The sequence below is a fragment of the Bacillus sp. JJ864 genome, assembly GCF_036963045.1.
Taxonomy (GTDB): Bacteria; Bacillota; Bacilli; order Bacillales; family Bacillaceae_G; genus Bacillus_A; species Bacillus_A pseudomycoides_C.
The window spans coordinates 23,987-37,768 of record NZ_JBALLY010000103.1; the positions used below are offsets into that span (position 1 = coordinate 23,987).

General features: G+C 38.0%; 10 protein-coding genes. 3 read left to right on the top strand and 7 right to left on the bottom strand.

Going from position 1 to position 13,782, the window contains the following annotated elements; translation table 11 throughout:
* The 7 genes from V7024_RS16350 to V7024_RS16380 form a co-directional block, all read right to left on the bottom strand.
* A partial coding sequence (locus V7024_RS16350; protein ID WP_335521816.1) for a YhgE/Pip domain-containing protein occupies positions 1-1,548 on the bottom strand: 1,548 nt, incomplete at its 3' end.
* A 185-nt stretch (positions 1,549-1,733) separates the two neighbouring features.
* Positions 1,734-2,306, bottom strand: a complete 573-nt coding sequence (locus V7024_RS16355; RefSeq protein WP_335521818.1) for a TetR/AcrR family transcriptional regulator — start codon at positions 2,304-2,306, stop codon at positions 1,734-1,736.
* Positions 2,307-3,139: 833 nt separating this feature from the next.
* Positions 3,140-5,500: a DUF6359 domain-containing protein gene (locus V7024_RS16360; protein WP_335521820.1), complete on the bottom strand. Its 2,361-nt coding sequence runs from the start codon at positions 5,498-5,500 to the stop codon at positions 3,140-3,142.
* Positions 5,501-5,718: 218 nt separating this feature from the next.
* The gene (gene hemY / locus V7024_RS16365; protein ID WP_335521822.1) at positions 5,719-7,143 is read right to left on the bottom strand and encodes a protoporphyrinogen oxidase; all 1,425 of its coding nucleotides are present in this window, start codon (positions 7,141-7,143) and stop codon (positions 5,719-5,721) included.
* A 22-nt stretch (positions 7,144-7,165) separates the two neighbouring features.
* A complete protein-coding gene (gene hemH, locus V7024_RS16370; RefSeq protein WP_335521824.1) occupies positions 7,166-8,101 on the bottom strand; it encodes a ferrochelatase in 936 nt (311 codons plus the stop codon).
* A 13-nt stretch (positions 8,102-8,114) separates the two neighbouring features.
* Positions 8,115-9,161 carry a uroporphyrinogen decarboxylase gene (hemE, locus tag V7024_RS16375; protein ID WP_335521826.1) on the bottom strand — a complete coding sequence of 349 codons (1,047 nt, stop codon included), beginning with the start codon at positions 9,159-9,161 and terminating at the stop codon, positions 8,115-8,117.
* 270 nt (positions 9,162-9,431) lie between these two features.
* Positions 9,432-11,549: a transglycosylase domain-containing protein gene (locus V7024_RS16380; protein ID WP_335521827.1), complete on the bottom strand. Its 2,118-nt coding sequence runs from the start codon at positions 11,547-11,549 to the stop codon at positions 9,432-9,434.
* Positions 11,550-11,794: 245 nt separating this feature from the next.
* On the opposite strand from V7024_RS16380, the gene V7024_RS16385 reads away from it, so the two are divergent.
* From V7024_RS16385 to V7024_RS16395, 3 genes are all read left to right on the top strand, one after another.
* Positions 11,795-12,259 carry an antibiotic biosynthesis monooxygenase family protein gene (locus tag V7024_RS16385; protein ID WP_335521829.1) on the top strand — a complete coding sequence of 155 codons (465 nt, stop codon included), beginning with the start codon at positions 11,795-11,797 and terminating at the stop codon, positions 12,257-12,259.
* 73 nt (positions 12,260-12,332) lie between these two features.
* On the top strand, positions 12,333-12,911 hold the full coding sequence (locus V7024_RS16390; RefSeq protein ID WP_335521831.1) for a DUF2199 domain-containing protein: 579 nt from the start codon (positions 12,333-12,335) through the stop codon (positions 12,909-12,911).
* Between the two features lie 62 nt (positions 12,912-12,973).
* On the top strand, positions 12,974-13,441 hold the full coding sequence (locus tag V7024_RS16395) for a HEAT repeat domain-containing protein (RefSeq protein ID WP_335521833.1): 468 nt from the start codon (positions 12,974-12,976) through the stop codon (positions 13,439-13,441).
* Positions 13,442-13,782: the final 341 nt, after the last annotated feature.

Here is a 13,782-nt window from a genome sequence, read left to right on the forward strand (position 1 = left end):
GTTTGCGAGTGGGCCTGCATTGCTTGCTAGTTCATTTAAACCACCTGTGATTTTTCCTGAGCCAGCTGCTAATTGATTTAGGCCAGTTTGGAATTTTCCTTTTGAATCTACTAACTGGCCTAGACCGCCCGTGATTTTTCTTGATCCATCTGCTAACGGACTGATTCCTTTGTCTAATCTATCTGCTCCATTTGCGAGTTTCGTTGCACCAGCTTCAATTTTTCCAGCACCATTTTCTCCAGCTAACCCTTGTACGCCTTGTGCAACTCCAACTGTTTCTTGTGAAACTTTTTGACTATTCGCCATTGCCTCTTGGATAGCAGGCTCTAACTGTTTTCTATATTCTTCTGGTAAAGCTTTAATCTTTTCGTTTAAATCTCCTAAATTAGCTGTGACCGCCTTAGCATCTCCTGCTGTTTTACTTGCAAAACCATTTAATCCTTCAGCCTTTTTCTTCCATTCAGATACTCCTTGTGAAAGTCCAGAAGCTCCTGAACTTATATCTTGTGTACCTTTTTGAACTTCTTTTAATCCATTTGTAATTTCTTGTGAACCACTCAATAACTGCCCTAAACTTGATTGTAATTCTCCTTTTGGATTAATTAACTCATTTAAACCACCTGTGATTTGTTTTGAGCCATCAAGTAACTGATTCACTCCACCTGGCATCGCGTTTACCTTACTATTTAATTCACCTAAACCATTTGTGATTTGTTGTGATCCTCCTAGTAACTGATTCATCCCACCTGGCATACCGCTTACTTTACTATTTAACTCGCCTAAGCCATTTGTAATTTGATTAGAACCAGTTGCTAATTGACCCATTCCATTTTGGAATTTTCCTTTTGAATCTATTAACTGACCTAAGCCGCCTGTCAGTTCACCCGATCCAGTTGCTAACTTATTCAATCCATCATTTGCTTTCCCAGATAACTCACCTAAACCATTTGTAATTTTCCCTGATCCATCATGAAGCTGACCAGCTCCATCACTCGCATCAGCAAAGCCTTTCGAAACATCTTTTAATGAATCAAACATTGTCTCTGCATATGTTTTTGTTACTGAAGCTGATACTTCGCCTTTAATTTTTTCAATGGCTGATCCACCGATTTGTGAAGATAAGAAGTTTAAGCTTTCGTTTGGAATGTACTCTAGTTTTGATTTTTTAGGGTTTGCATCCAACAATGTTGTTGTATTTTTGGAGAAGTCGCTTGGAATGCGGACTGTCATGTAATATTTACGATCGTCCATTCCTTTTTTGGCTGTTTCCTCGCTGACAAACTCCCATTTGAAGCCGTCCTTTTCTTTCAAGTTCTTAACAAGTTCTTTACCGGCTTCAATCGGTTTTCCATTATACACTACACCTTCATCAAGGTTTACAACTGCAACTGGTAAATCATCTAATTGTTTATATGGATCCCAAAACGCCCATAAAAACATACCAGCGTACAATACTGGAATAAATAAGACCGCAATAATTGGAATTAAGATTTTTTTGCTTTTGATAATCGTAGCAAACTCTTTTCCAAGCAGTTTCCATCCTCGCATTGTTTACTCCTCCTTTTTAAATAATTGACTGTTTTGTTCATTTAGTCAGTTTTTGTAAAAAAAAGAAGAAAATAACGACCCATTCATCTTCTCGTATATGTTGCTATTTTCTTGCAATTCTCCCTCCACCAACTAATGACCGAATCATTCAATTGGTCATATTTTATAATAATAAGAGGATTATCTCATTTTGACAATCCTTTTAATAAATATAATTCAAAAAGTTCAGCGATATGCTCTTTTTCTAACGGTTTATGATGTTTTTCCCAATCAAAAATAAGAGATATATACAGACGAACCATGATAAATGCTGTAATTTCTGGATCACATTTCATAATTTCGCCTTTTGCAATTGCAGTTTCAAGATGAGATTTAATATACGTAATAATTGTGGAATCCAGTTGCTGCATCACATCTTGTACTTCTTTTGTTCCCATATCTCGCTCTTCTTGAATGAGCTTAATCATAAGTTGATGATCTTTTCGAAACTCTAAAATGCTATATAAAGCACGATGTACGTTTTCAAAAAATGGTACATTTGAATCGATAGCCATGTCGGCTACTTGTTTCATTTCTGCAGTTAAATTAGAAATAATTTCACCAAATAACTCTTCCTTATTTTTGAAAAACGTATAAATTGTCCCTTTCCCAACATTGGCTAGCTTTGCAACTTGATCCATCGTTGTTGCTTTATAACCAAATGCAGAAAAAGATTTTGTTGCCGCTTCAATAATTGCCCGTTTTCGATCGACTGCCACGTTTCCACCTCCGAAATGACCATTTGAACAATTCGGTCATATAGTACGTTTATGATATTACCATAGCTTACCAATGTTTTCAAGTTTTATTTTCGGTTACATTATAACAAAATGTGATAATGAAGGGAAAAACTATTATATCGTCCCAAGTGAATCCCCTTATCAAGGTTTAACATTTGAAATGAATGAAAGGAGAAGGTATTAACCTTCTCCTTTCTTATAATTACTATAATATCATCTATCTTTAACAGCTTTTACTTTAACAATTACACTGATTACCCAAATCCCCACACTTATAACAAAGGCGATAGACCATACAGGAAACTTATGAAAATCAAATGCGAACAAAAATACAAATACCACCAAAAACAAGAGTGTCGTATCAATTGCATTCACCATTTTTTTCATAACAGACAATGAAAGAAAAGCCTACAAATCCTTGTGAAGGTTTCTTTTAGCCCTTCTTTCATTTTTCACCTCCTCTGTTCTTGCTCATCCCATTATACGTTCTATAAGATGGAAAATAACCCTGCTCCTTTTGTTTTAAACATGGAATGTGGTAGAAAAAGGTCCTGACCGCTCCTATGCATGGCTAGTCCCTCTCGCCCATTTAAAAAAATGCTTTTCTGTCGGTTTTTCATGAAGTAACTGAGTAGTTACACAAAAAGCAAGATAATCATTTCATCCATATATACATAATTACCAAAACACACTACTTTAAGCATATACTCTATATAACAACACCTTATATATAAAACAACAAAAAGAAACACACTCGCTCTCCATATAAACGAGTGTGTTTTTCTCCTGCTACTAGTCATAGTTTTTCTTTCTTACGAAGCTTTCTTCAAATCAATTTGTGCAAGCACTGGATCATGATCACTCATGCGGCCATTCTCTTCCATAATGTTCGAGTTTAAATGAACTGGATCAACAATTGTGTGCGGTGCGATGTTATTCGTTACGAAAATATGGTCTAATACTTGAGCGTTCCCATCATGAATATATGTGTAACGATTTTCTTGTGGAACTGTTTCAAGCATTTCTTTCATAATGTCGCCTTTTAATGCTTGCATTGGTTTGGAAAATTCAAAGTCGTTCATATCACCCAGGGCAACAACTGGTGCGTTCGCATGTCGCCCTTGAATGCCTTTTACAAAACCATTTACTTCCTCAGCAAGCTGCACGCGTTTTGCTTCACTTTTTAATACAAGCGGCTGAATTTTTCCAAACGGAGATGCGTCTCCTAATTTAGAGTTTAAGTGATTGGAAATCACAACGATATTTTGTCCTTGGAATGTAAATTCAGCAGCTAACGGTTTACGTGTATCGTCAAATAATGCATTGTTTTCTCCAATTCGGACAGCGTTTTTCTCAAGTAAAACTGGCTTTTGTGCTAGTTTCACGCGGGATGGATTATAGAAGAAACCAACGCGAATATTCGCTCCTGGTGCACCGCCATCTTTATTATTTTCCGGTGCAATTTCTACATACTCATACTTTGGTCCGCGAATTTCTTGAATGGCATCAATTAAACGCTGTGCACTAAGTTTTGCGTCTGTTGTGCCATCATTAACCGTTCCATTGTTATCTTGCATTTCTTGAACACCAATAATATCTGGCATTTTTAAATTGTATTTAATAGCGTAAGCAAGACGTCTTACTTTCTCATCGGATGTTTCTTTTTTATTTGCTGAGAAGTTCTCAATGTTATATGTTGCAACTGTTAGTTTATCAAGGCGCGGTTGAATATTGGCACCAAGTTGTTTAAATCCGCCGTCTTGCAGCGCTGGAAGATCCCCAATTGGTGAAATGCGATAGTTTCCGTAATCATAACCGACGATACCTGTTATATCTCCAAGAAGTTGATCCCCTGCTTTTGCGACATAATTACGCGCTACTTTAATAGAAAGGCGTTCTGGATTTGCATTGTCAGCTTGCAAAAGCGGCGTTCCGAATTTTGTTGTTACTTTTTGGCTGCCATTTGCAGTTGTTACATACAAGTTCCCATTCTTTTGCGGTCCAATAACTTTTGGCTGCGGCACTGTTACAAGCATGCCTTCTAAACTTTCATAAAAATCAATTGCATCTTCTGCTGGATCGAAAATGCCAAATCCATCATTATCAATAATTGCGTCCGGTATTTTCACACCGTTTTCTCCTACTACAACTGCTTTAGGTAATGTTTGATTACTCTCATTTACGATAACGCGCTTTGCTTTAATTTCTGTAATTGATAAGTCTGTATCAAAACGGTCTGCGTATCCTGCTCCGATAAACTCCTCTACTTGTCCATCAACAGAAACGGAATCGCCGACTTTCACGCCGCCGTCTTTTTTATAAACATAAATTCCTTCTGATGTAGCTGGATCTTCATCAGGCTGCGGATCTTGTATATAAAATCCGTTTTTATCTACTTGCGTCACAATACCAGTAACAGCTTTCACGTCTTTCCCCTTGTAAGGAGAAATATGAGATTTCCCTTGAATATCGTGAATACGAATTGGTTCATTTTTTATCATTGTAAATGAGAATGTCGCGATAGCGGAATTTTCAAGCCCCTCTTTCACGGCAACCGCTTTAATCACACTATTTTCATTCAGTATAATTTGTTCATTATAGCGAATGCTTTGAGACGTTGGATTTGATCCATCTAACGTGTAATAGATCTTCGCACCTTCTGTTACAGTTGATAATGTTACTGCTGTTCCTTTTTCTACTTCGCCCCCATTTGGACTAGCAATGACATCACTTACTTTTTGCGTTTCTTTATCTTGAAACGCATAATTTGTAACAGATTTTAACCCTGGACTGCTAAAATAACTATCTAGCGTACCTGTTAGACGAACCTTTTTCCCCATATTTTCTGGGTGATCCTTTACATTCACTGCTTTGCGAACTTCACCTATCGGAAGCTGAACAGGCATAATTTTATCAGCGTTCACTTCATCTGGCGAAGCGGCAATTGCAACGTTTGTATCACCAAACTTTGCTGGATCTTTCGTATATTTACCTGGATTTTGTGTATACCCAACAATATACCCCTCTACTACTGCTGGTTTTTTGCCTTGCTGCTGAAACAACTGAATTGCTTCATCAACAGTTAGCACTTGTTCTTGTTCGGCCTTCGCTACAACATCCGATACTAGTACAACGAATACAAGTGAAAAAAAGATAATTGCTAGCTTTTTCAAAGAAAATCCTCCCCCTAAATTTTTTCCTATTGCCTAGCATGTCTATCATAGCAGAGTTCTTTATAAAGAACATTATATTTAAATGAATTTACAAAAAATTAATCTCCAGCTGCTCGCCTATGTATATATCGAACATTATCGAAAGGTCTTTATACCTTGTCGAATCGCCGATAAAAAAGAGACTGACCAAAAATCATTTCGGTCAACCTCTCCTCTTATTACGCCATTAACTCTTTTTGATTCGTTTGTTCTAAATAAGACAATACATATTTTACGGCTGCTTCGCCTTGATCGATACAATCTGGTAATCCAGCGCCGGTATAAGAGCTTCCTGCTAAGTAAATGCCAGGTAATTCTTCGTTCATGAACTGTTTTAACGTTTTCATGCGCTCTTTATGACCGACCGTATATTGCGGCATCGCATCTTTCCAGCGGCTCACAACCACAAATTCTGGATCAGCTGTTATATCCATTGTCTTTTGCAAATCTTCTAATACGAAGCGAATCATTTCTTCATCTGTTTGTTCCACAATTGCTTCATCGCCGGGACGCCCAACATAACAGCGCAGGAGTACTTTTCCTTCCGGCGTTGTATGCGGCCATTTTTTATGTGTCCACGTACATGCTGTAATCGTAAAATCACTATTACGTGACACAACAAATCCCGTTCCTTCAATATCGCGCTGAATCGCTTCTTTCGGGAATGCTAATGCAACATTCGCCACTGATGTAGATGGAATACTACGGAAGAAGTGGAACTGTTTATATTGAGAGAGCATTGATGGCAGCCATTTATGAGATGCGGCCATCACAACCGCATCTGCTTCTATTTCTTTTCCATTGCTAAGCGTAATGTTATAGCGGTCATCGATCTTTATAATCTTTTCAACACGCGTTCCTTTCAAAACTGTTCCATCTTCTAGTCGTTCTTCAATTCCATCAACAATAGATTGTAAACCTGTTTTTAACGTTAAAAAGATTCCTTTTGTTTTTGCCTTTGTATCCTTTGGCTGTTTCGGAGCTAATGTCCGCATACCAAGGGAAATGCTGCGATACTTTTGTTCGACTTGATAGAACTGCGGGAACGTAGCCATCAAACTCATTTTATCAATATCACCGGCATAAATACCTGATAACAATGGCTCAATCAAATTTTCAACCACTTCATTTCCTAAACGGCGACGGAAAAATTGACCGAGCGATTGATCTGATACTGGTTTTGAACGAGGCAGCACAAAATCAAACCCTGCACGAATCTTTCCAATAGGAGAAAACAACCCTGAAAATACAAATGGTGTAATTTGTGTTGGAATTCCCATCATTGAACCGCTTGGAATGCTGTGCAATCGATTATTCACAAGTACAAACGATTTCCCTGTCGCATTGTTAACAAGTTGATCACCAAGTTGTAATTCACGTGCTAACCTTGCAGCACTCTCTTTTCGTTCTAGGAACGAATCCGGGCCACGTTCAATTGTAAATCCATCTTTTCTAATGGTTTTAATTTTCCCGCCAAGCCTTCCTGATGCTTCAATAAGCATCGTATCAATCGGCAAATTTTGTTCACGAATTTCTTTTTGCAAGTAATATGCTGTTGTTAAGCCGGAAATCCCGCCGCCTATAATGACTACCTTCTTTTTCACGACTGCTTCCTTCTTTCTCACTTTATGAAACTGCACTCCACTTTTTCATAACAACATCTGCTAAACAAGAAATAAATGGAGTTTTTGCATTTGGCATTTCTGGACGATAATAGTTTGCTTGAATTTCTTCTGTAACAATTTTGCATTCAATATCATTGTCATATAATACTTCTAAATGATCAGCAACAAAGCCAACAGGTGCGTATACAAAAGAAGTGTAACCATATTTCTCATGCAATTCACGTGTTAAATCCTGTACATCCGGTCCAAGCCATGGATCTGGTGTATTACCAGCACTTTGCCAGCCGACTGCATAGTTTTTCACTTCAGCTCCGCGGGCAATATAATCAGCCGTTTCACTTAATTGCTCTGGATACGGATCGCCCATTGCAATGATTTTCTCTGGTAAACTATGTGCAGATACGATAAGTACCGCTGTTTCACGCTCATCAGCTGTCATCTTTTCATATATTGCTTTTACTTCGTTTACCCAATAATCAATAAACTTCGGTTCTTTATACCAGCTGTCAATACCGTGAATTTGCAAGCCGCCAAGTTTCTCTGCTTCTTCTTGTGCTCGTCCGATATAAGACTTCACGCTGAAAGTAGAGTAATGCGGCGCAAGAACGATAGCAATTGCATCTTCAATTCCATCTTCGTGCATCTTCTTCACTGCATCTTCAATAAATGGCTCAATATGTTTTAAACCGAGATACATTTTAAATTCCACGTCATCTTGCATTTCATTTAAATACGCTTCTAATTTTGTTGCTTGTTCTAGTGTAATTTTCGCAAGAGGCGAAATTCCGCCAATTGCTTTGTATCGTTCTGTTAAGTCTTCTAACATTTCCGCACTTGGCTTTCTGCCGTGGCGAATGTGTGTATAATAACGTTCGATATCTTCTTCTTTATTCGGCGTTCCATATGCCATCACAAGTAAACCGATTTTCTTTTTCATGCAGTCCTCTCCCTTACTTCGCCAGCTGTTCTCTTGAATAGTCATGTATAAATGCAGTCATTCGTTTTAACGTGTCTGGATTCACTTCTGGGAAAACACCATGTCCTAAGTTAAATACATACCCTGGCTGCTTCATTCCTTGATCTAAAATCGCTTTGACATGTGTTTCAATCACATCCCACGGCGCAAGTAAAATGGATGGATCTAAATTTCCTTGGACAGCCTTTTGGATGCCGCGTGCACGCGCTTCTTCAATCGGCAAACGCCAGTCTAAACCAACAACATCAAGCGGCAGATCATGCCATTCATTTGCTAAATGACTCGCCCCAACACCGTGCATAATAAGCGGTACATTCATCGGACGAAGCTCTGTGAAAATACGCTCCATTGCTGGTTTAATAAATACGCGGTAATCCGCCACATTTACTGTCCCAATCCAAGAATCGAAAATTTGAATTGCTTTTGCGCCGGCATTAATTTGCGCTTTTAAATACGTAATAGTCATATCTGCAAGCTTATCCATTAACGCAAACCATGCTTTTGGCTCTGCATACATAAACGCTTTCGTTTTATGATAATTACGAGATGGACCGCCTTCAATCATATAGCTCGCTAACGTAAATGGTGCTCCTGCAAATCCGATTAACGGAACATCGAGCATCTCTGTTGTTAATAAGCGAATCGTATCAAGCACATATGATACATCTTCTTCTGGGTGAATTTCCCCTAATTTTTCGACATCTTGCAGCGAACGAATCGGATTATCAATTACAGGACCGATTCCAGATTTAATTTCTACATCTACACCAATCGCTGGAAGCGGTGACATAATATCTTTATATAAAATAGCAGCATCCACATTATATTGATCAACAGGCAGCTTTGTTACATAAGCACAAAGTTCTGGCTGATGTGTAATTTCAAACAATGAATACTTCTCTTTAATCTTTCTGTATTCCGGCTGGGAACGACCTGCTTGGCGCATATACCATGCTGGTACATAATCTGTGCGTTCTCCTTTGCATGCTTGTAAAAATGTTTCATTGATTTGTCGTACCAAATCCTTGTCCCCCTTTTTCTAATACAGCTCGAATCCTATCCTATTTATTCCATATGAACGGGCAGATAACTGCCCGTAAAAGCCCGATTAGTAAGAACTTCCAGCAACATAGAATCCCCTACTGATGGAAGCTTCACTTTATCTTTTTTTACTATACAATTAGTAAAAACAAAATGTACAACATTATGTTTGATGTTCATGAAATTGACACAAACATATGGTAATACTCTGCTTTTTTTCGGAACATTCTCATTATAGCACAAGCCGAAATTACGGTTTAACCTCTTTTGTTTTTTCTCCTTCTCGATTTGTTTGCGGATTGTACGGTACAACATAAAAACGCGGCGCTTTAAAAACGTTCATAAATTTTACTTCATACTCCCCTTTTCCAGTTACTGTATCGATATGAATCGCTTTTCCTTTGTCTATTTTATAAATTCGATATTGTACTCTCTTATCAGGAAGTTGATTCCATGCTAATTTTGCGGTAAACAAACCAAGCGGAGTAAACGTTAACCTCGCTTCTAAACCGTCCACTTTACTTAAGCGAATCGGCTCTCCAATCGTTTCAACACCGCGCGGTTGTGCAAATGTATGATCTGCTTTTACATTCGCTTTCGCTAAAATGGTTTTAAATAATTTTGTTGGATAAGAACTGCTCCCACGCACATAATGCTTATCATCCGTGCGGTCATATCCCATCCAAACCGCTCCAACAATATGAGGTGTATACCCAACAAACCAAATATCTCTTGCCCCGTCGTCTTGATTTGGAAGCGACGTTGTTCCTGTTTTCCCAGCAAGCGCTCCTTTATATACACCATCTTTTGCAGTCCCTTCTTTCACAACACCTTCAAGCATTCTTGTCATATACCAAGCAGTTTGCTTCGAAAAAACTTTCGTTTCTTTATTGGTTGCTTGCCCAATTACTTCTCCGTGCCGATTTAACACTTTCTCAATTACATGCGGTTCAACAATTTTCCCATCCGCTACAAACGCACGGTACATTTTAACAAGTTCAAACGGCGAAACCCCCTCTTGTAAACCGCCAAGTGCAGTACTAAGACCGCGCTCAGGAATGTGAATATTTCCTTTTTCTAAATACTGCTTTCCTTCTTCTAGCCCAATTTCATGCAGCAAGGATACAGCTGGAACATTAGTCGATTGCAACAGGGCATCATACATCGTTACTTCCTTCGAATACTGCTCGTTGTAATTGCGCGGTTCATAGCCGTCAAACGAAACTCGCTCATTTGTTAATAAAGAATACGGCGTATATTTTTTCGTTTCAAGTGCTGGCGCATACACAAGAAGCGGCTTTAATACGGAACCTGGCTGCCGCTTTGCGTAAACTCGATTTAATCCGCGCGCAATATAATGCCTTCCTCCAACTGCCGCTCTTATTCCGCCCGTTTTACTATCCATGAAAAGAACGGCACCTTGCATATGGTCGTCTTGCATCGGAAAATTACGTACATTTTGCAATTGTTCATATGCTGTCTTTTGCATCTTGTCATTCATCCCCACAACAAACGTATATCCGCCGCGCAGCACTTCTTGATGAGATAACCCATAAGTACGAGCCGCTTCATCAATTACCATATCGATGTATGGCATATAAGCAAGCTCCTGTTCATTTTGATTCATATAAAGAGCAATTGTTTTCCCTTGGTAGCCCACCGTTTCTTCTGCTGATAAATATCCTTGCTTATGCATTAACGATAAAATTAAATCGCGGCGCTCCTTACCTTTTTCAGGATGCAAAAATGGTGAGTAGTTGCTCGGCGCTTTCGGAAGAGCTGCCAGCATCGCTCCTTCCTCAACCGTTAACTGCCTCGCTTCCTTATTAAAATAAAATTTCGCTGCTGCCTGAATGCCATAAGCTCCGTGTCCAAAATAAATATGATTTAAATACATTTCCAAAAGCTGCTGCTTCGAATACTTCTGTTCCAAGTGAAACCCAATCGCCACTTCCTTCATTTTGCGAAACAACGTTTTTTCATGCGATAAAAAAACATTTTTCACAAGCTGCTGTGTAATCGTACTCCCGCCTTCTACTTTCTCTCCAGCAAGAGCGTCTTTATAAAGCGCTCTTACAATAGAAGGAAAATCAATCCCATGATGTTCATAAAAGCGCGCATCTTCAACAGCTAAAAAAGCTTGTTGTACATATGAGGGAATATCTTCAATATGTACCAATTCTCGATTTTCCAAATAAAGCTTTGTAATTTCTTTGCCGCGCTGATCCACAATTTTTGATGAAGAATGGAATACAAGTCTCTTTTCATCCATCATATAACTGCCGGTAAACACAATACATTTATAGAGAACAATCGCAAATATAAAAATGGAAACAAAGCCAATGAGAACCCTCTTTGTATTCTTCATACCTCATCCTCCCTTCCAAATGATGGTACGTTTATTATTTGAAAAAACATATCCTTTATGTATAATCTTCGAATTTTTTTACAACTCTTGCTATAATGTAGAAAAGCGGAAGCGGCTTGCTCAGAATGGGAGGGGGATGGAGCTCCTGACAGAGAGGCGTATTGTGCCTCGGAGGAAGGCGCGAAGCCACCGACCATTCTAGCCGCTAGAGCTGGATCATGAAAAAAACAAAGGGGGCTAAAAGAATGAAAGCAATGATTTCGTATGAAACTTCTTTAGAAGGGCCTAATTACGTCGGAAAAAGCGAAGAAAAAACAATGTATTACAAGGAAAATGTAACAGAAGGAGAGCATCTATATGAAGTACTAGACGCTGTCGGAGAAATGACAGGTAACGACGGCTTCGTTGTATGCAATAACATCGCTGTTACAGAAGAAGGACGTCTTGTCTTTGAACATCGTTTCCAAAACCGCGCTGGTTTAATTGAAAAAGAACCAGGCTTCCGCGCCATTCGTGTCCTGCGCCCCTTATCAGACGATACATACATCATTATGACAATGTGGGAAAACGAAGAATCATTCCAAGCATGGCAACAATCACAGTCATTTGAAAGAGCACATCAAAAACGCCCTGCTCCGCCTAGCGACGAACCGCAAAAAAGTATTTTTGCAAGACCTTCTTTTGTGACGACTTTTACAGTGGGAGAATAATGGAAAGGAGCTCTCTTATGTTGAAAGAGAGCTCCTTTTTTATATAACAATGAAATAAGGAGTATATAGTCAAATGCGAAGAAGAAGATTGTATGGAAGAACAATTAAGAAAGAAATTAGTCACGAAAAATTTCGTTACACTCATTCCGAACATGAACTACCAATGAGCTACGGAAGTGATGCTCCTATTTATTATTACAACGTTCCTGAAAATGAAAGACAACATCGTTTTGAAATAAACTCTGATATTTGCATCATGGATGAAGAATATTACTTCATTCAAGGCTGTATAGAAATTCCTATTATTAATAGTACCGAAGTATTCATTTGGAATGTGTGGGTATCTTTAAGCGAAGAAAGCTTCAACAAAACAATGGAATTATGGGAAACAGAAGGAAGAAAAACAGAAGATCCATACTTTGGCTGGCTTTCTACATCAATCCCAGGTTATCCTGATACATTAAACTTGAAAACACATGTTTATACAAGAGACATCGGAATTAGACCTTTTATTGAATTGGAACCGACTAATCATCCTTTAGCAGTTGAACAGAGAGAAGGAATTACTTTAGAACGAGTTGCAGAAATGAAAGAAATTGTGGCTCAAAATACTCATGAAGCTGATGTAAACTCTAATGATGAGATGTATTAAATATCGAGGTGAATTTCATGAATCGAGAACAAGCTATTTAAATACTTAAGAAATACTCCCCTATGCCTGATGATAAGGATTTAACCGAAGAAATGATGGATGAGTATGCGTGTGCAATTACATATTTTGAGGACAATCCCCATCCTAGTTGCATAGAACCTATTATGATGACCTTCAATATCGATGATTGTTATGGTGTATACGAACATGCAACATGTATATTGCGTGAGTTTAGTAATGATGAGGTAGTTCCACATTTAATTAAAGCTATACAAGATGATCATGAAGGTAGAAGATACTGGGGAACAGATTTAGCCAAATTTTTTCCGGATGTAAGATTAATAGATTCTTTACTGACCTGTATCGACGATTCAAACGGTGAAATTCGCGGATATGTAGTTTATGCATTAAGTAAAATTGGTGATAAATCCGTTTTACCCCACTTACATAACAAGCTATTAAACGAACACGATGAAGAGGTTATTGAGGAATTAGAACAAGCTATATCCAAATTAGAAAGCCTTAAATAACCTATAGAAACGAAGATTACGTAAATGGTAAGTCCCTTCAAACTTCTGAAGGGACTTACCATTTTTTAGTAATATACATATAAAATGAAACCTACTCAAATTCGCTTATTATGGGATATTTATATTCTTTGAACCCTTATATTAATCTAAATAATACATGTATTTATTATCTAATTAATAATAATCTTAAAGAATTATCATTCATAATAACATTAAAAAAAGCCTTTATTTCACGTGATTCCTCTCTTCTATCTCATGCAATTTTGCATAGTAAAATATAGGGAAACGGTATATGAAATGTTATTTTATTATATTAAAATTATTTTTTATTCAAATGAATT